The sequence below is a fragment of the Streptomyces sp. WAC03905 genome (assembly GCF_057371075.1).
This window is the reverse complement of the sequence record NZ_JBXYDZ010000002.1, coordinates 289180-305892: the sequence shown is the minus strand read 5'-3', so window position 1 is coordinate 305892 and position 16713 is coordinate 289180. Positions and strand designations below refer to the sequence as shown.

The 16713-nt window shown below is 64.9% G+C and carries 17 protein-coding genes and 12 pseudogenes; 14 read left to right on the top strand and 15 right to left on the bottom strand.

Annotated elements, in window-relative coordinates:
• Positions 1 to 250 precede the first annotated feature (250 nt).
• Complete coding sequence (locus tag AC2RP6_RS02185; protein ID WP_486444514.1) at positions 251 to 526, top strand: DUF3303 domain-containing protein; 276 nt, start codon at positions 251 to 253, stop codon at positions 524 to 526.
• A gap of 191 nt (positions 527 to 717) precedes the next feature.
• On the top strand, positions 718 to 1446 hold the full coding sequence (locus AC2RP6_RS02180) for a transposase (RefSeq protein ID WP_486444513.1): 729 nt from the start codon (positions 718 to 720) through the stop codon (positions 1444 to 1446).
• Here AC2RP6_RS02180 and AC2RP6_RS02175 read toward each other — a convergent pair.
• Both AC2RP6_RS02175 and AC2RP6_RS02170 read right to left on the bottom strand, forming a co-directional pair.
• A pseudogene (locus AC2RP6_RS02175) lies at positions 1437 to 1740 on the bottom strand (transposase); the annotation flags it as partial. The gene AC2RP6_RS02180 and the pseudogene AC2RP6_RS02175 overlap by 10 nt on opposite strands.
• Positions 1725 to 1892 (bottom strand): annotated as a pseudogene (locus AC2RP6_RS02170) (IS630 family transposase); the annotation flags it as partial. The pseudogenes AC2RP6_RS02175 and AC2RP6_RS02170, both read right to left, overlap by 16 nt.
• 7 nt (positions 1893 to 1899) lie before the next feature.
• Here AC2RP6_RS02170 and AC2RP6_RS02165 point away from each other — a divergent pair.
• The 3 genes and pseudogenes from AC2RP6_RS02165 to AC2RP6_RS02155 form a co-directional block, all read left to right on the top strand.
• Positions 1900 to 2144, top strand: a pseudogene (locus tag AC2RP6_RS02165) (helix-turn-helix domain-containing protein); the annotation flags it as partial.
• Positions 2145 to 2151: 7 nt separating this feature from the next.
• Positions 2152 to 2303, top strand: a pseudogene (locus AC2RP6_RS02160) (transposase family protein); the annotation flags it as partial.
• Positions 2304 to 2477: a hypothetical protein gene (locus AC2RP6_RS02155; protein ID WP_486444512.1), complete on the top strand. Its 174-nt coding sequence runs from the start codon at positions 2304 to 2306 to the stop codon at positions 2475 to 2477.
• Positions 2478 to 2593: 116 nt separating this feature from the next.
• Here AC2RP6_RS02155 and AC2RP6_RS02150 read toward each other — a convergent pair whose 3' ends face one another.
• The 4 genes from AC2RP6_RS02150 to AC2RP6_RS02135 form a co-directional block, all read right to left on the bottom strand.
• A complete protein-coding gene (locus AC2RP6_RS02150) occupies positions 2594 to 3076 on the bottom strand; it encodes a hypothetical protein (RefSeq protein WP_486444511.1) in 483 nt (160 codons plus the stop codon).
• Positions 3077 to 3082: 6 nt separating this feature from the next.
• Positions 3083 to 3289, bottom strand: a complete 207-nt coding sequence (locus AC2RP6_RS02145; protein ID WP_486444510.1) for a hypothetical protein — start codon at positions 3287 to 3289, stop codon at positions 3083 to 3085.
• Positions 3290 to 3342: 53 nt separating this feature from the next.
• Positions 3343 to 3981: a hypothetical protein gene (locus tag AC2RP6_RS02140; protein WP_486444509.1), complete on the bottom strand. Its 639-nt coding sequence runs from the start codon at positions 3979 to 3981 to the stop codon at positions 3343 to 3345.
• Between the two features lie 85 nt (positions 3982 to 4066).
• A complete protein-coding gene (locus AC2RP6_RS02135; protein ID WP_486444508.1) occupies positions 4067 to 4378 on the bottom strand; it encodes a hypothetical protein in 312 nt (103 codons plus the stop codon).
• A 47-nt stretch (positions 4379 to 4425) separates the two neighbouring features.
• Between AC2RP6_RS02135 and AC2RP6_RS02130 the strand changes: the two are divergent.
• Positions 4426 to 4647 (top strand): annotated as a pseudogene (locus AC2RP6_RS02130) (integrase core domain-containing protein); the annotation flags it as partial.
• A 34-nt stretch (positions 4648 to 4681) separates the two neighbouring features.
• Here AC2RP6_RS02130 and AC2RP6_RS02125 read toward each other — a convergent pair.
• From AC2RP6_RS02125 to AC2RP6_RS02115, 3 genes and pseudogenes are all read right to left on the bottom strand, one after another.
• Positions 4682 to 5633: pseudogene (locus AC2RP6_RS02125) on the bottom strand (IS3 family transposase); the annotation flags it as partial.
• Positions 5634 to 5736: 103 nt separating this feature from the next.
• Positions 5737 to 6611 (bottom strand): IS5 family transposase gene (locus AC2RP6_RS02120; protein ID WP_486444433.1). Its coding sequence is split into 2 segments (ribosomal slippage): positions 5737 to 6218 and positions 6218 to 6611, totalling 876 coding nucleotides; the frame shifts between segments, so codons are not numbered across the junction.
• Positions 6612 to 6694: 83 nt separating this feature from the next.
• A protein-coding gene (locus AC2RP6_RS02115; RefSeq protein WP_486444433.1) for an IS5 family transposase occupies positions 6695 to 7569 on the bottom strand; the annotation gives its coding sequence in 2 pieces (ribosomal slippage) (positions 6695 to 7176 and positions 7176 to 7569; 876 coding nt in all).
• Positions 7570 to 7610: 41 nt separating this feature from the next.
• On the opposite strand from AC2RP6_RS02115, the pseudogene AC2RP6_RS02110 reads away from it, so the two are divergent.
• A pseudogene (locus tag AC2RP6_RS02110) lies at positions 7611 to 7814 on the top strand (integrase core domain-containing protein); the annotation flags it as partial.
• Positions 7815 to 7846: 32 nt separating this feature from the next.
• Here the strand turns inward: AC2RP6_RS02110 and AC2RP6_RS02105 are convergent.
• Positions 7847 to 8209: pseudogene (locus tag AC2RP6_RS02105) on the bottom strand (IS481 family transposase); the annotation flags it as partial.
• Positions 8200 to 8355: a hypothetical protein gene (locus AC2RP6_RS02100; protein WP_486444507.1), complete on the bottom strand. Its 156-nt coding sequence runs from the start codon at positions 8353 to 8355 to the stop codon at positions 8200 to 8202. The gene AC2RP6_RS02100 and the pseudogene AC2RP6_RS02105, both read right to left, overlap by 10 nt.
• A 119-nt stretch (positions 8356 to 8474) precedes the next feature.
• Here AC2RP6_RS02100 and AC2RP6_RS02095 point away from each other — a divergent pair.
• Positions 8475 to 9897 (top strand): annotated as a pseudogene (locus tag AC2RP6_RS02095) (NF041680 family putative transposase).
• Positions 9884 to 10398 (top strand): annotated as a pseudogene (locus AC2RP6_RS02090) (transposase). The pseudogenes AC2RP6_RS02095 and AC2RP6_RS02090 overlap by 14 nt, the downstream one beginning before the upstream one ends.
• Before the next feature lie 118 nt (positions 10399 to 10516).
• Here AC2RP6_RS02090 and AC2RP6_RS02085 read toward each other — a convergent pair.
• Positions 10517 to 10672, bottom strand: coding sequence for a hypothetical protein (locus AC2RP6_RS02085; RefSeq protein ID WP_486444506.1), 156 nt, complete (start codon positions 10670 to 10672; stop codon positions 10517 to 10519).
• A 178-nt stretch (positions 10673 to 10850) separates the two neighbouring features.
• On the opposite strand from AC2RP6_RS02085, the gene AC2RP6_RS02080 reads away from it, so the two are divergent.
• Together AC2RP6_RS02080 and AC2RP6_RS02075 are read left to right on the top strand one after the other, a co-directional pair.
• Positions 10851 to 12103, top strand: a protein-coding gene (locus tag AC2RP6_RS02080) for an IS3 family transposase (RefSeq protein ID WP_486444505.1) whose coding sequence is annotated in 2 segments (ribosomal slippage) — positions 10851 to 11133 and positions 11133 to 12103 — 1254 coding nt in all. Because the reading frame shifts where the segments join, the coding sequence is not laid out codon by codon here.
• A gap of 20 nt (positions 12104 to 12123) precedes the next feature.
• A pseudogene (locus tag AC2RP6_RS02075) lies at positions 12124 to 12468 on the top strand (helix-turn-helix domain-containing protein); the annotation flags it as partial.
• 73 nt (positions 12469 to 12541) lie between these two features.
• Here the strand turns inward: AC2RP6_RS02075 and AC2RP6_RS02070 are convergent.
• On the bottom strand, positions 12542 to 12790 hold the full coding sequence (locus AC2RP6_RS02070; protein ID WP_486444504.1) for a transposase: 249 nt from the start codon (positions 12788 to 12790) through the stop codon (positions 12542 to 12544).
• Positions 12791 to 12955: 165 nt separating this feature from the next.
• Between AC2RP6_RS02070 and AC2RP6_RS02065 the strand changes: the two genes are divergently transcribed.
• Both AC2RP6_RS02065 and AC2RP6_RS02060 read left to right on the top strand, forming a co-directional pair.
• Positions 12956 to 13066 carry a CsbD family protein gene (locus AC2RP6_RS02065; protein ID WP_486444503.1) on the top strand — a complete coding sequence of 37 codons (111 nt, stop codon included), beginning with the start codon at positions 12956 to 12958 and terminating at the stop codon, positions 13064 to 13066.
• A gap of 1032 nt (positions 13067 to 14098) precedes the next feature.
• On the top strand, positions 14099 to 14707 hold the full coding sequence (locus AC2RP6_RS02060; RefSeq protein WP_486444502.1) for a hypothetical protein: 609 nt from the start codon (positions 14099 to 14101) through the stop codon (positions 14705 to 14707).
• Positions 14708 to 15054: 347 nt separating this feature from the next.
• Here the strand turns inward: AC2RP6_RS02060 and AC2RP6_RS02055 are convergent, their stop codons facing one another.
• The gene (locus AC2RP6_RS02055) at positions 15055 to 16041 is read right to left on the bottom strand and encodes an IS3 family transposase (protein ID WP_486444501.1); all 987 of its coding nucleotides are present in this window, start codon (positions 16039 to 16041) and stop codon (positions 15055 to 15057) included.
• Positions 15972 to 16271 (bottom strand): transposase, encoded by a 300-nt coding sequence (locus tag AC2RP6_RS02050; RefSeq protein WP_486444500.1) that lies wholly within the window; start codon positions 16269 to 16271, stop codon positions 15972 to 15974. Before AC2RP6_RS02050 ends, AC2RP6_RS02055 begins: the two co-directional genes overlap by 70 nt.
• Positions 16272 to 16349: 78 nt before the next feature.
• Here AC2RP6_RS02050 and AC2RP6_RS02045 point away from each other — a divergent pair.
• Positions 16350 to 16691: pseudogene (locus AC2RP6_RS02045) on the top strand (IS481 family transposase); the annotation flags it as partial.
• Between the last annotated feature and the right edge of the window lie 22 nt (positions 16692 to 16713).

Here is a 16713-nt window from a genome sequence, read left to right as displayed (position 1 = left end):
AGAACCGTTGCAATCTTCGCGTAGCCCTGCAACGGCCGGAAGTTCGGCGACAGGATTGGCCCGCACGCCGAACCCCTCCTTGAGCTCCTTGAGGTCTCCCAGGCTCCTCGGTCCCGAAGGAGGCCGTGGGGCAGCGCACTACGAGCGATACGCCGGGCACCGCGTCTTGGGAAGGCGCCCGCGGCACCATCGGCGGCGCGTCCGCCGCCGGTTGTGGTACAAACAATGTCCATCCCTTATCATGGCCCGCATGTTGTTCATGATTATTGAGATGTTCCGGGGCGGGAGCGCAGCACCGGTGTATGAGCGGTTCCGTGAGCGCGGGCGAATGGCGCCAGACGGCCTTCACTATATCGATAGCTGGGTCGATGCTAGTTTTAGCCGCTGCTTTCAGCTCATGGAGTGCGAAGACCTGAGTCTGTTATTGGCCTGGGTCTCTCAATGGAACGATCTAGTGGAGTTCGAGGTCGTCCCCGTCGTCAGCAGTGGTCAGGCCTCTGCAGCGGCGAGCATAATCAGCGATTAGCTTCTCGTTGATCCGGTGCGCCGAAGCTTGGTTCCGACCTGGCGGTGGATCGGCTTGTGGTTAGGGCTGCTCGGTAGCTTAAAGGTTCCATCGACGGCCCATCTGACCAGCCATTTGGATCCTTGAACGCCTCGCCAGCTATCTGAACAGAATTCCCGACTCAGAAGACTCGAGCTCGTGCATGGTTGGCGGTGCGGTGCTGGATCGTGATCCCTGATCATGTTCGTGTGGTGGGGAACGGGTCTCGTGCAGCGATCATCAGTGGCCGGCGGATTACAGGGCTGTCTGCTGACGTGATCGTCGAACTCGTCGCCGAGGTGGGTCTGTTATGGCGTGAGCGGCGCCAGGCAAAGCTGGGGTCCAGGCCGCGGAAGCGGGCCGTCGGGGCCGGTGCAAAGCACCGGCTGGTCTCCATCGACCAGCTCCTGGCCATGCTGGTCCACCTCCGTCACGGTGCCACCCATGACGTGGCCTGCTGGTTCGGCGTCAACCGGTCCACGATCACCCGCGCCATCGGCGAGGTGCGGCCCCTGCTCGCCACCCGCGGCTGCACCATCGCGGCCGGCACCCGGCTACGCACCCTCGCCGAAGTCATCGACCACCTCGGCGCGAGCGGACAGACCGGAGTCATCGACGGCACCGAGATCCGCGTCCACAGGCCCGCAGCCGGCCGCAAAGACCGGGAGAAGTACATCTCAGGCAAGAACAAGCAGAACGCGGTCAAGACCATGGTCCCCACCGACGCCGACGGCCGACTCCTGTTCTGTAGTCCAGCCCAGCCGGCAAGCTGCGCCGGCGTCGCCCACGCCCGGCAAATAGGCCTGGTCAAGCACCTGACCGACGGCCCGGCCCTGGAGATCCTTGCCGACGCCTGCTACCAGGGCCTGGGCGCCCAGACCGGCAGCCGCGTGGTGACATAGCCGGTGTCGGCCCAGGCCTTGGTGATTCGGGGGTGGGCCTTGGCGATGTGGGAGAGCAGGTAGATGCCGCCGGCGTTGTCGGAGACGCTGGCCGCGGTGACCCAGACCGCGAGGAGGAGACCGAGGGTGTCGACGCCGATATGGCGCTTGCGTCCGGTGATCTTCTTGCCCGCGTCGATGCCTTGCCCGGCGGCCGGGACGATGGCCGAGGTCTTGACGCTCTGGGGGTCCAGCACGCACGCGCTCGGTTTCGGCATCCCGGCCTGCGGCCTCCCGAACTAGCCGACGGAGCAGGCAACGTTTGCCCTGTCGACAACGGCGCGTAGGCGTCGATCGTCGGCGTGGCGGTTTCGCCAGATGAGGTAGCGGCGGATCATGCTGCCCTGTTCGTGGTGGCTGGCATGGTCGGTGCCGTCGAGGGCGAAGTAGCGCAGAGCGGTGAACTGGGGCCGATCGGTCCGCAAGGGCAGGCCGTGGTCGCTGCCGTTGGAGGACCGGGTGCTGCTGGTGGCCGCGTGCTGGCGCACCAACCTCACCCTGCGCCAGCTCGCCCCGCTGTTCGGCGTCTCGAAGTCGGTGGCCGACCGGATCGTCGCCCATCTCGGGCCGGCTCTCGCCCTCCACCCCGGCGGTTCCGTAAGGAGGCCGTGCTCATCGTCGACGGCACGCTGGTCCCCACCCGCGACCGGACCGTGGCCGGGTGACACACCGATCAGACGGCTTCCCGGCCGGGACCTCACCACAACCCAGCAGACGATCAACCGGGCCCGTCAGCGGCACGGGCGCCGGTCGAACGGAGCATCGCAAGGCTGAAGTCCTGGCAAGTCTTCCGCAGAGCCCGCTGCAGCCCCAACTGAATGACCGCCATTGCCACAGCCATCCTCACCCCTGGAACGTCAACGCTGAAAGCTCAGTGGGCACAGTACCGCGCGTGGGCCACTGACGACCTCCCCGACCGCATCGAGAAGACCGCCGCCACCGCCGCAGTCAGCGGCTGGGCCTGGGAGATCAACGAGGAGGCGACCACCTGAGCCAGTGCCCAAGTGGGAGATTGAGGACTGGGTAGCCTGCGCCAGTGAGACCGCGACGACTACATCAGCAGGTTTCCCGGCTTCTGCACTGCTCGGTGTCGTGCCGTGTGCACGTTCTAGAGAGGGCTGCTAGTGAGGAGGTGCGTGAATTGCGGATTAAATCCCCGGTCGGTGAAGTGTCCGTTAAGAAGGGTTTTGGTGGTCCCGTAAACCGGGACTGCGAGCTCATTGGTGAGCATACGGATGGTCTGTCGGCTGCTGGCGGTGGTGGCCGTGCCACAACCGAGCAGCCGAACGGCGGTGATGTTCAGATCCTCCAATAGCCCGGAGTCCGCGAGCTCACTGAAGAAGCCAGACACCGCTGAGTCCAGCATGTTGATCACGGTGGTCCCGATGCGGAGAAACCGGTGGCCGCCCGTGGAGTGGCCAATCAGGTCGAGATTAACCGGAGTAGCAGGAGGAAGCTCGCTGTCCAGGATCTTGCGTACCGCCGTTAGGCTGTCCGCGCGCCGCAAAGCGGCGCGGCGCGCGGATCCTTTGAACAGCACGGCCTCGACGTCGGGGGAGACAATACTGACCGATGCGAGGCTAGTGGACATGACTGGTTACTCTCCGGCGCCCGGAGGCAGCTTCGGGTCTTCGATGACAGCCATCGCGGTAGTAGAGGCCACGACGATGGCAGTGGCACCCACGGTCCCGAGGAGGGCGGCCATGCGGGCGAGACGCTTACGGGCGGTGCGGGTGGCAGCTGGCTGGGCGTCGTCCTGGCCGAGAAGGTTGGTCGCCTGGTCCGTCAGTAACTGGTTGTCCATCTTTTTCCTTCAGAGATGAGACTGATTCTTCAGCCCGAGAGTGTGGTTGGGTGTTACAACTGGCCAGATCGCAGGAAGAGCGCGCCGGTCTTGGGCGCGTCTCCAAAGCCGATCGTGGTCAGACCGGAGGGGCCCGCGTCATGCTGCTCGCACGAGGCGAGGTCGATCCATACCGTGGTCAGCTCTGCGGCGGGGTCCTGCGACCGGCCCCGAGGAAAGATCGCCAGGCGTGCGAGGGTGCCCCGTTTCTCGAGGAGATGAGCGTGGTGCCCGGTGTAGCGGCTACCCGCCCGCGGATCGTCCAGGCCTGGCTGATAGAGTACCGTTGTGTACTCGTACGGATAACCGCCCATCCCCGTCGGCGGGCACACAGGCCGCAGAGCCTCAGGCAGAGTCTGCAGAAACCGCTGCTCCAGATGAACCGAGCCCGTCAGGTGGAGCTCCGGCCAGGCCGGCCCCGACGTGGTGCCGGCCAGAAAACCGTTCGGCCCGGTGAGGCAGTCATCGACTTGAACGCCAGTCCATGAGATTTTCCCGGCGGCTGCCGCAGCAGGCGTTCTTCCCAGGTCTACTGCGATCAGACGCCCGGGGTCGAATTCATGCTCGGTGGGGTCTTCGGTCCAGAGCGCGCAGCGGGTCAGGCTGTCTACCCGGCCAAGGAATGCTCCGAACGAGGTGAAAACGCAGCGCATCAAAATACCTCCTGGAGCCCCTGAGACACCGCCGGACCGTGACATATCTAAAGACGTAGATCGCACCTGATTCTAAAAGCATCGATCACACATGGGCTGAGTAAAAGAAGCTCAAATGATGGAGAGCCCGTTCCACCACGGAGAAGGCACTCTTGCCCACCCGGCTCGCCATCGCGGCCGAGGCTGCCTCGGGATCGGCGCCGGCCTCCTGGTCCTCAACATCGTCGTCGGCCTGGCCTGGCAGCGAAAGGGTGACGAGGTCGGCGTCCACTACCTGCTGCAGGATGTGGTTGTCTTTCCCGGCAACCTCCAGAAGCCGCTCCCGCCATGCTTCCTCAGTCATCGAGCGGCCCATGGTCACCCCGGCCCCGCCGTAGCCATCGCCGGGTTTCAGCACCAGGGAGGTCTGGTCTTGTTTAAGGGCCTCGGCCCGAGTGAGGTGACGGGTCCAGCTACGATAACGCGCTAGCCGAGTCGTTTTGGCAGGGACTGAAGCGAGAAGCCCTACGCAGGCCGTTCACGACGGTCCGTCAGGCCAGGCTGGAGATCTTCCAGTGGCTCACCTACTACAACGCCCGCAGGCGCCACAGCTCACTCGGCTACCTCTCACCCGCCGAGTTCGAACACCAGCAACAGCGAAGCCGTAAACTCACACTCGCTGCATGAACCCCCCTGTCCACGCTCCGGGGGAACCGTCACTGACCTGGGCGAACGCAGTGGAGGTGTACTGCGAGCCCCTGTCCGCGTGGAAGATTACCCCGGCCACGTGGCCGCCGCGGGCTGACACCGCCATCGTGAGCGCGTCGACTACCAGTTCCGTGCGCATATGGGTGGCCATCGACCAGCCCAGCACCCGACGCGAACAGACGTCGATCACGCAGGCCAGATAGAGCCATGCGCTGCCGACCTGCACGTATGTGATGTCGCCGCACCACTTCTCGTCCAGTGCCGCGGCGGTGAAGTCGCGTCGGACCAGGTCCGGGACGGGCGGCGCGAGCCGGTCCGGGACTGTGGTGCGCTTGCGCCTGCGCAGATGCCGGCCCTCGATTCCCTCCCGCCGCATGAGCCTTTCTACGCGCTTGCGGTTCACGGTGTGACCGAAGCCCCGTAGTTCAGCGTGGACCCGGCGCACTCCATACGTCCCGCGGTGGACGGCGTGGATCTCACGGATCTCCGCAGCCAAGGCATCGTCGGCTGCCCGGCGAACCCGGCGGGCTCCGGCCCCGCCGAGCCACCGGTAGTAGCCCGAGCGCGAGACGCCCAGGACCCCGCATATCCGCTGCACGCCATACTCGGCGCGGTGAGCGGAGATGAAGTCCCAGCGGCCGGTCATGCCCTCATCTCCCTGGCGAAATACTGGGCCGCCCGCCGCAGGATCTCCCGCTCGAGCTCCCACTCCTTCTCCGCCTTGCGCAGCCGACCCAGCTCGGCCCGCAGCCGGACGACTTCCTCGTCCCGGCTCTCTGACACGGCCCGCCGCTACTCACTCGGCCGGTCTGCTCGTCGGCCTGCCGGACCCAGCTCCGCAGCGTCTCGCCGGTCACGCCGACATCCGCCGCCACCGCCGAGAAGGAACGTCTGCCGGCCGCGGCTCGATACAGCGCCACAGCGTCGTTCCTGAACTCCTCCGGATACGGAGACCTACGTCCCACCAGGACACCTTTCCTCGGACCACCAGGATCCATTGTCAGAGTGTCCACACCAAAGGGGTCATCTCAGCACTCACCGGTCTAGGGCCTGTTGTGAAAGTGCTGGTCACAGCCATTCGTTGATGGCTGCGATCAGCACTGTCGCTTCGTAACGGACGGCGAGTTTGTCGTACCGGGTGGCGACGGCCCGGTGGCGCTTGAGCCGGTTGATCCCGCACTCGACCGCGTGCCGCTGCTTGTAGTCGTCCTTGTCGAACTTTGGCGGGCGCCCGCCGCGCGATCCGCGCTTGAGGCGATTGCGGACCCGGTCCGCCGGAACCGGGATGGTGGCTTTGATTCCGCGTCTGCGCAGGTAGGAGCGGTTGCTGCGGGAGTCGTAGGCCTTGTCGGCCCGGACCCGGTCTGGCCGCTTGCGCGGCCTGCCGAGCCCGAGCCGGGGCACCCGGATCGCCTCCAGGACCGGCTCGAACTGCGGGGAATCACCCCGCTGCCCAGCCGTGATCACCACCGACAGAGGCTTCTGCCCCTGCTCGACCGCGAGGTGGATCTTGCTGGTCAGTCCGCCACGGGAGCGTCCGAGACCGTGGTCGGCCGGCTCGACGAACACTCCGCCGGGCGGCTCCTTCTGGAGGTCCCCCTTTTTGCCGCCCCGGCGGCGTGCTGATGGGCCCGGCAGACGGTGGAGTCGACATTCACGTCCCAGGTGATCAGGCCCTTCGCATCAGCCTCGGCCTGGAGCCGCGTGAGGATCCGGGCCCACGTGCCGTCCCGCTGCCAGCGCCGGAACAGGTCATAGACCCGGTCCCACGGCCCATAGCGTTCGGGCACGTCCCGCCAGGGAGCGCCGGTTCGGGTCCGCCACCGTATGCCGTCTATCAGCTGCCGCCGTGTCCATACCTGCGGACGGCCCGGCTTGATGCCCGTCGGCAGCAACGGCTCAAGCCGGGCCCACTGGCCGTTCGTCAGATCTCCACGTCCCACGACAGGTGATCATCAACGAACAAGATCCACTTTCGCAACAGGCCCTAGGAGACAGGCTCTAGGGCCTGTTGTGAAAGTGCTGGTCACAGCCATTCGTTGATGGCTGCGATCAGCACTGTCGCTTCGTAACGGACGGCGAGTTTGTCGTACCGGGTGGCGACGGCCCGGTGGCGCTTGAGCCGGTTGATCCCGCACTCGACCGCGTGCCGCTGCTTGTAGTCGTCCTTGTCGAACTTTGGCGGGCGCCCGCCGCGCGATCCGCGCTTGAGGCGATTGCGGACCCGGTCCGCCGGAACCGGGATGGTGGCTTTGATTCCGCGTCTGCGCAGGTAGGAGCGGTTGCTGCGGGAGTCGTAGGCCTTGTCTGCCCGGACCCGGTCTGGCCGCTTGCGCGGCCTGCCGAGCCCGAGCCGGGGCACCCGGATCGCCTCCAGGACCGGCTCGAACTGCGGGGAATCACCCCGCTGCCCAGCCGTGATCACCACCGACAGAGGCTTCTGCCCCTGCTCGACCGCGAGGTGGATCTTGCTGGTCAGTCCGCCACGGGAGCGTCCGAGACCGTGGTCGGCCGGCTCGACGAACACTCCGCCGGGCGGCTCCTTCTGGAGGTCCCCCTTTTTGCCGCCCCGGCGGCGTGCTGATGGGCCCGGCAGACGGTGGAGTCGACATTCACGTCCCAGGTGATCAGGCCCTTCGCATCAGCCTCGGCCTGGAGCCGCGTGAGGATCCGGGCCCACGTGCCGTCCCGCTGCCAGCGCCGGAACAGGTCATAGACCCGGTCCCACGGCCCATAGCGTTCGGGCACGTCCCGCCAGGGAGCGCCGGTTCGGGTCCGCCACCGTATGCCGTCTATCAGCTGCCGCCGTGTCCATACCTGCGGACGGCCCGGCTTGATGCCCGTCGGCAGCAACGGCTCAAGCCGGGCCCACTGGCCGTTCGTCAGATCTCCACGTCCCACGACAGGTGATCATCAACGAACAAGATCCACTTTCGCAACAGGCCCTAGCCGAGTCGTTTTGGCAGGGACTGAAGCGAGAAGCCCTACGCAGGCCGTTCACGACGGTCCGTCAGGCCAGGCTGGAGATCTTCCAGTGGCTCACCTACTACAACGCCCGCAGGCGCCACAGCTCACTCGGCTACCTCTCACCCGCCGAGTTCGAACACCAGCAACAGCGAAGCCGTAAACTCACACTCGCTGCATGAACCCCCCTGTCCACGCTCCGGGGGTCACCTCAGGCATTGTCTGTCAGGACCCGTTCGATGCGGGTGATGCCTTGACTGTGGAAGAACGCGGCCGCGCGGGTGAGGAAGCCCGCGCAGGTCGCGGCCTTCTCGTCGTCGTGGATCTCGCTGTAGGCGAGTCGGGTGTGGTCGTCGATGGCGGAGTGGACGTAGTCGAAGCCCACGCCGGACTTGGTTCTGCGGCCGGCCTCGCGGCCCAGGGCACGGTGGCCGCCGCCCTCGGGGATCCGGCCGAGTTTCTTCACGTCCACGTGGACGAGCTCGCCCGGACGCTCGCGTTCATAGCGTCGGATCACCGCTCCGGTCGGGCGATCCAGCCAGGACAGGCGGTTCAGGCGGTGCCGGGTCAGGATCCGGTGGCCGTGGGCAGGCCCAGGATCGGGCCGATCCGGGCCGGGCCGAGTTTGCGGGCCTGTTCCTCGATGAAGCGGTCATCCGCTGTCGTGGGCCCAGACCCCGCCTCAGACGCCTTGACTATGTTCTCGCTGGTCAGAAGCGGCACTCATCCATGATCGGAGTTACACCGAATTCCTTACAGTCCCGTACTGGGTCGTTCACCTGGGGGTTCGCCGAACGTGGGGGCGGCCTTCGTCTGATCATGTGCTCCGGCCAAGGAGGCGCATGACCACGACGAAGGCCGTGAGGGTGAGTCTGCTGCTTGATGCTGTCCGGAGGGGAGCATTCGTGGAAGCGTCACGCTTCCAGGGGGGAGTTCTATGAGTGTCTGACCGCTCGGCGTGACGAGCTGTTCGAGCTGGTGGACGCATTGCTGTGTGCGGACGGTGCGGTGCAGTCCTCGGTGGATCTGACACTGGTGCCCGAGCATCCTCGTGGGCACGAAGCGATATACGGCGGACTGAACCACGGCCGGATCGATGCCGACCGTCTGCGGACGGTGCTCGCCGGCCTGCCACTGCCGCGCTTCGACGGCGGGCGGCTGGTCCTGGCGGTCGATGGGGCACCGTGGCTCCGCTCGGACGCGCCGTGCTCGGCCCACTGTTCTGCCATGTCTACGGTCGGGCGAAGACGGCCTCGCAGTTCATCCCGGGCTTGCCGCATTCCTTCGTGGCCGTGCTGGAGCCGGGTGCCACGTCCTGGACCGCGATCCTCGACGCGGTCCGGCTCGGCCCGGCGGACGACGCCACCGCCGTCACCGCCACCTAGCTCCGAGGAGTCGTTGAGCGGCTCATCGTCGCGGGGTAGTGGCAGGCCGGTAACCCGGATATCGTGATCGTCATGGACGCGGGCTACGACGTCCTCCGCCTGGCCTGGGTCCTGCGTGAGCTGCCGGTCGAGCTTGTCGGCCAGGTCCGTTCCGACCGCGTCATGCGCCTGCCGAAGCCGGTCCGGCTGCCCGGGACGAAGCCGGCCACCCAAGCCACGGTCCGGAATTCCGCTTAACAAAACCGGAGACCTGGCCCGAACCCGCGATCACCACCGTCACCAACACCAGCAACTACGGCAAAGCTGAAACGCAGGCATGGGACCGGGTCCACCCCCGGCTCACCCATCGCTCCTCCTGGCTTGGCCACGACGGCGAACTGCCCTTGGTCGAAGGCACTTTAATCCGGCTCAAGGTAGAGCACCTGTCGAAGGACCGGGACGCCCCAACGGTGTGGTTATGGTCCTCGAAGACGGGTGCCACCTCCACCGATGTGGACCGCTCCTGGCAGGTATTTCTCCGCCGCTTCGACCTGCAGTACACCTTCCGCTTCGCGAAGCAGACCCTCGGCTGGACCACCCCGAAACTCCGTGCTCCCCGAGGCCGCAGATCGCTGGACCTGGATTCTGATCGTCGCCCACACTCAGCTCCGGCTCGCCCGGCCCCTCGCCGCGGACCTCCGCAGGCCCTGGGAGAAACCCGCCGCACGGCCGACTCACCCCGGCCCGGGTCCGCCGAGGATTCAGAAACATCCGCCCACACCTCGCCTGACCGACCTGTGTTCCCAAACCCTGAGGCGCCGGCCCTGGACGGCCACCCGGCGCCAAGAATAAGACTGTGTCCTATGTGGTGAGGCGTTGTTGTCGGTATGGGGCGGGGTAGGTGGAGTTGGATTGTTCCGGATGGGCTGTGGGAGATCGCGGAGCCGCTGATCCCACCGTCGAAGGTGCGGCAAGCCGGGCTCCAAGATGCACGTCCTGTCGGACGCGGCCGGACTGCCCCTCCTCGTCGCGTCACCGCGGCCAACACCCACGACAGCCTCGCGCTGAAACCCATGATCACGGGCAACCAAACGAGACACGACCCCCACCGCGGCCGCCACTTCAAACCCCGGCGTCTGCACGCCGGCAAGGCCTACGACGTACCCGAGCTGCGGAAACGGTTACGCGGGAAGCGATCGGAGTCCGTATCGCACGCAAGGGCATCGAGCCATCGGAACGGCTCGGAAGACGCCGGTGGGTGATCGAGCCGACCATGTCCTGGCTCACCGGCTACCGCCGACTCAACCACCGCTACAAACGCCACCCCCGCAACTACCTGCCATTCCTCGGCCTCGCCGCAGCCCTCTGCTGCTACAAGCGCCACGTCCACCTCACCACATAGGACACGGTCTACAGATCCTGGCCGTGGCTGTGCGGCCGACTTGCGTCCGCCCGCGACGGCCCTGCGCTTTCCTGCCGGACACCAGCGGGTGGGCGCAGGGCCACAGTGCTGCCCGGTATCAGCGGTTCTGCTGCTCGACGGTCGTCTTGAGATCGCGCAGGAGCTCCGTCGTTTCCTGCTTCTTGCTCCAGTCCTCAGGGGCGGACTTGAGGTTGGTCTCGATCTTCTTTACCTTCTCCGCAGCATCCTGCATGCCATGCGACATTTCTGGCATCTTTCCACCTCTCAGAAACGGGCAGACTACCTGACTGCAGCCCGCCGCCTAAAAGCTGTATACCACCCAAATAGTGCGAAGTATCTGACCGTCGTCTTCCTATGGACGGGTGTCGGCCGACGGCACCGTGAACCGTTCCGTGTTCGGTAGAGACTCGATTCCATGAAAGGATCGAGTCATGGCACGACCTTCCCGTTATCCGCTTGAGCTCCGCCGTCGTGCGGTGCGCATGGCCGCCGAGGTGCGCGGCGACTACCCGACCGAGACGGCCGCCCTGCAGGCGGTCGCGGAGAAGCTCGGCATCGGCTCCCGCGAGACGCTGCGGAACTGGATCAAGCAGCACGAGATCGACGCGGGGGCGCGTGCGGGGACGACGACGGAGGAGTCCGCCCAGCTCAAGGCGCTGAAGAAGGAAAACGCCGAGCTGAAGCGGGCGAACGACATCTTGAAAGCCGCGGCGAGTTTCTTCGCGGCCGAGCTCGACCGGCCACACACTCGCTCGTAGCGTTCATCGACGAGCACCGGGACCGCTTCGGCGGCGTCGAGCCGATCTGCAGGACGCTCACCGAGCACGACTGCAAGATCGCCCCCTCTACCTACTACGCCCACCACAAACGCCTCGCCGAACCATCAGCGCGATCCGTGCGAGACACGGAACTCAAGGCCCTGATCCACGAGGCCTTCACCACCAACTACCGGGTTTACGGAGCCAGGAAGATCTGGCGGGAACTGAACCGGCAGGGCCACGAGGTGGCCCGCTGCACCGTCGAGCGCCTCATGCGCGAGCTCGGCATCCAGGGCGCGGTGCGCGGCAAGCGCGTCATCACCACGCTCCCCGGCGGACAGACCGAGCGGGCCCCTGATCTGGTCGACCGTGACTTCGTCGCAGCCGCCCCGAACCGGTGTTGGGTCGCGGACTTCACCCACGTGAAGACCTGGGCCGGTGTCGTCTACGTCGCCTTCGTCGTGGACACCTTCTCCCGCCGGATCGTCGGCTGGTCCGCCGCGACCGTGAAGGAGACGATCTTCGTGCTGGACGCCCTGGAGATGGTGATCTGGCAACGCGACCGCGACCAACAGCCTGTCCAGTCAGGCAAGTTGATCCACCATTCCGACGCCGGGTCGCAATACACGAGTTTCCGGCTCGCCGAACATCTGGACGCCGCCGGCATCGCCGCCTCGATCGGATCGGTCGGCGATGCCTACGACAATGCCCTCATGGAGAGCGCGATCGGCCTGTTCAAGACCGAGCTGATCACCCCCCGGCGGCCATGGAAGTCACTGCCCGACGTCGAGCTCGCCACCGCCGAGTGGATCGACTGGTACAACCACCGACGAATCCACGGTGAGATAGGCCACGTCCCTCCCGTCGAATACGAAGCCAACTACTACACCGAACTCACGAAACCCCAGGCCATCACCACAGTCTGAGATCTCTACCGAACCCGGGGCGGTTCACCCAGAAACTCGATGAGTTACGTGAACGAGGACGGTCCCAGCAGCGAGGAAGCGAGCGCATCCGGGCCCGCGGAGCCGGCGCCAAGGACAAGCTGACCACCGCGGATCGAGTCCTGGCCAGCGTTCTCTACCTGCGCAAACTCGGCACCCGAGACCTGATCGCCCAGCTTTTCGGCGTCAACGGCAGCACCATCACCCGGGCCGTTCACCACATCCAGCCCCTACTCGCCGACCACGGCTACACCGTTCGACCCTCGACAGCCAGATTCCGCACACCCGCCGACGTCACAGCGTTCCTCACGAACAGCAACACCACAGAGATCAAGTCAGCATGTTGATTCCCTGCGAGCCCTAACGAACTCGTGCATGGTTGGCGGTGACGCGTCGAAGGGTGCGGGTCGGCCCCGATGGTCACTGTGGCTGGCGGGCCGCGGTGGTGGTCTGCTGGTATGAGAGCAGGCTGGTGACGGCTTGGATCGTGTCGCTCATGTGCTCGCGACGGCCGTGGTGGCGGGCGAGGGATCGCCAGTTCTTGAGGTGGGCGATGCCGTGCTCGACGCGGATGCGGCGTGAGGAGTGCGCCTTGCGCTGGCGCTGGTAGATCTCCTCGTACCAGTCCGGCGGGTTCTTCTTGAACTTGCGATGCGGTGGTGTCACCACGCGGCCGCCGGTCTGGGCGCCCAGGCCCTGGTAGCCGGCGTCGGCACCTCGGTGTGTCTTGTCGGCTCTGCACGGGGTGTCCTACCACAGCCCCGACCCGCGGCAGCCGCTGTGCCCCGACCAACATCCCATGGTCGGGCCCAGCCACGCCCACTGGCCTAAAGCATGTCAGAGCGCGGGCTGGCCACCCACGTCGAGATGGCCAACGGCAAGGCCAAGGAGTCCATAGGCCACATGACCGGCAATGAGCGGATGACCGCCGACGGACACGCCTAACAGGCCCAGGGCAATGCCTGCCAAGCCAAGGGCCTCGGGATCGTGAGCAGGCGAGTCGTCACGATATCCATCGATCCAGACCGAGACTGAGTCCCAACGCTTCCAGCCCACGCAGAAAAACCTCCTCCCAGACCCGACATGCGACCACCTCCCGAAGGCGAGCCGCTCGTCGCACATAAGTAAGCAATAAATACCCTAATCCTACGCGTGCGTGCGAAGTACTATCACCGCATGAAAATTTCACTGAAAAGTAAAATTGGCCTAGCTGCGGCGATTGCCTTCGGGGCAATTATTCCGATCGCCTCGACCGCCAGTGCAGGATATCAGCCTTACGGCTGGACCAATTCTTCCCTATACTACTATAATGATTCTCTCACTGCTTGCTACCTAGCGGCCTGGCAGTCCGAGACGTACTTAAGTAGCGGCGGCTATAGCTCGTACAACGGATATAAGCACGTCGGTAGAAACCAGTCGGCCCTTCTGGATTCCGGGTACATGCGAACAGCAACTCCTACAACACCAGCGGTTGAGAAGCGCGTATCCGGAACTTATGCCACTATAACACACTGCGGCGGGTTCTAGTTTAATTTTGAGTTTGGGGTTAAAGAGGTGCGGAATGCTTCCTTAACCCCAAACTGGCTTATCTGCTGCGACGTCTGGCTGTGCATGAAGAGTCAGAGAGGCACGCATTAAGGGCTGAAATGGTTACGCAACACACAGGCCGCCTGAAGCGGCGATTGGGGTCAGTGCAAACGCGCCGTCAGACTGAAGGAAGACCCGGCGCCTACCGGGACATGTTCTTCGGAAGGAATGTGCACCCAATTTTTTAACTCCAACGTATCCGCAAGATTCCCGAACCGCCTTTAATGGCCCATTCGTTGTCGGATGCGTGAAAAAGTAGTTCGCTAAACTATCTCAGCTAGAGCGGATTGATACCTCAAAGGTCGGCCTGGTCGAACTATGGTTGATTATCCACCAGGTATATCAAGTAAGAGTTCATTAGGCGAAGGGATTTCAATGAGGCAGGGGAGGGTGATCTTTGCCATTTTTCTTTTGGTATCACTTGGTGCGTGCTCATTCGAACGAGAATATCAAGGCCAGAAGGAGGGCGGCAACGCTTTCAGGAACAGTGCCCCGCTTAAGACTGCCCCCGGCATGGTGTCCGTGGAAAGCGATTTAGTTCGTTCTTGTTCATCTGGGGAAAGTTTTGGCAGCCATGACAGTTATAAGCAAAACGGTGGCCGACACTTCATAGTTGCGATGGCAAAAAAGGGGGAATCATCCTATACTTCCCAGTCTCACCTGCTGCCCTCTGATTGGAGCGTCGGAAGTGAAGATGGGATGATCGACTTGGTAGCTTGCCTGGAAATTGCATCCTCATCGAAGAGTGAAGAAATTTGTTCTGCGAAAGTCTTGGATTCGGGACGAAAAATTTCACTGCCACTCTTCACGGCAACCTATAATGCCCGCATCTTGGAAGTCAAGACGGGTAAAGAGATCGGTAGAGAATTGGTTCATAGTTCGAACTCAAGTTGTCCGCCACAATTTTTTCCTGACGATGAAGCTCGAGGAAAATTTGTGAGTGACGCCGCCCCTGATTCTCTAAGAAGGGCACTCGCAGGCTATATGCAACCTTCTTGATCCGAAACGGTTCCGAGTTCTGGGTCATTGGTGAGGTGTGAGCGGTCTGATGGGGGACGCGCGGCATGTATCGCCGTCGGCGCAGGAGGCCTTGCGGCTGCGGGCGGTGACCGCGTTGGTGGTGGGGCGGGACCGTGAGGACGTGGCGGTGGTCTTCGGGGTGTCACTAAAGGCTGTCGACGGCTGGTGGGGGGCGAAGTGGGCTGGCGGGCGGGCGGCGCTGGTCATGCGTCCGCGTGGCAAGCCGGTCGGTGTACATCAGGTGCTTGGAAGGTCCGAGCAGGCCGCGCGCTGCGACGGGCGGTCCTGGACCACCTGAGCTTCCCCCGTTGTGCGGGAGGTGCTGATTACTTGGTCAGTGCGGGTGCGGTTGGGTTGGATTCCACCGGTTCGGCCGTCAGCTGTTTGGCGTGATACTTCGCCTCGTACTCGTCAGGGCTGAGCCAGCCGAGACGCTTTTGAATGCGGCGAGTGTTGTACCAGCCGTCGATGTAGGCGAACAGGGCGAGGTCGGCGTCGGTGCGGGTCGCGAACGTCGTGCGGCGCACGCACTCGGTCTTCAGCACGCTCCAGAAGTTCTCCGCCAGAGCGTTGTCGAATGAGTCGCCGACGCTGCCCATGCTCGGCTCGATACCAGCCTTGAGCAGGCGGGTTGTGAGCTTGATCGAGGTGTACTGACAGCCGTGGTCGCTGTGGTGGACCAGCAGTCCGGGCTCGACGGGCCGGCCGTGCAGGGCGTATTCCAGGGCGGTCAGGACCAGGTCGGCGTCCGCCCGTTCCGAGGTGTGCCAGCCCACGATCCGGCGGGAGAACGCGTCACGGATCGTGGCGAGCCACCAGGCGCCCTCGCCGGTGGGGACCAGGGTGATGTCGGCGACCCACAGCCGGTTCGGGGCTGCCGCGGTGAAGTCGCGTCGGACCAGGTCCGCAGCCGTTTTGGCAGCGGGGTCGCGGCGGGTGAAGCCGCGGGGCCGGCGGGGGCTGACGCCCTGGAGACCGGCCTGCCGCATCAGGCGCTCGATGCGCTTGCGGCCGACGTTGACGCCCTCGCGCCGCAGCATCGCGTGGACGCGCGGAGATCCGTAGGTGCCGTCCGATTCGGTGTGGACGTGGCGGATCTGTTCGGTCAGTGCGGCGTCCTGCCGGACCCGGTCGCACGGCTGGTGGGCGGTCCGCCGCCAGCGGTAATAGGTGGAGGCGGGGATGTGTAGTTCCCGGAGGACGGGCTCGGCCCCGAAGCGGTCTTGGTGCTCGTCGATGAGCTTCAGTACCGTCGCCGGGTCGGGTCGAGCTCCTGGGCGAAAAAAGCCGAGGCGGCCTTGAGGATCTCGCACGAGCGCCGCAGTTCGGCGTTCTCTTTCCGCAGCGCGGCCAGCTCCTGCTTCTCCGTCGTGGTCAGCCGGTCATCGCGTTCACCGTGATCGGCCTCGTCCTGGCGGATCCAGTTCCGCAAGGCCTCCGGGTGGACCCCAGCTTCCCCGGCCATCCGCCGGATCACCGGCTTCGGGTCCGCTTCGCGGTACATCTGGACCGCCCGCCGACGCAACTCGGGCGGGTACTTCATCGGTGCAGCCATCACACAAGGCTCCCTTCTCACGGCCCATCAGGCCATGAACGGCAACCTTCCGCATGTCGGGGGAACCTCAGCCGGCTGGCCTGGTTCGACCGTCCCACCGGCACAGTGATCCGCCGCTACGAACGCGAGCGGCCCGGCGAGCTCGTCCACGTGGACGTGAAGAAACTCGGCCGGATCCCCGAGGGCGGCGGCCACCGTGCCCTGGGCCGCGGGGCCAGCCGCAGAACCAAGTCCGGCGTGGGCTTCGACTACGTCCACTCCGCCATCGACGACCACACCCGACTCGCCTACAGCGAGATCCACGACGACGAGAAGGCCGCGACCTGCGCGGGCTTCCTCACCCGCGCGGCCGCGTTCTTCCACAGTCAAGGCATCACCCGCATCGAACGGGTCCTGACAGACAATGCCTGAGCCTAGTGTTCTGAGTCTT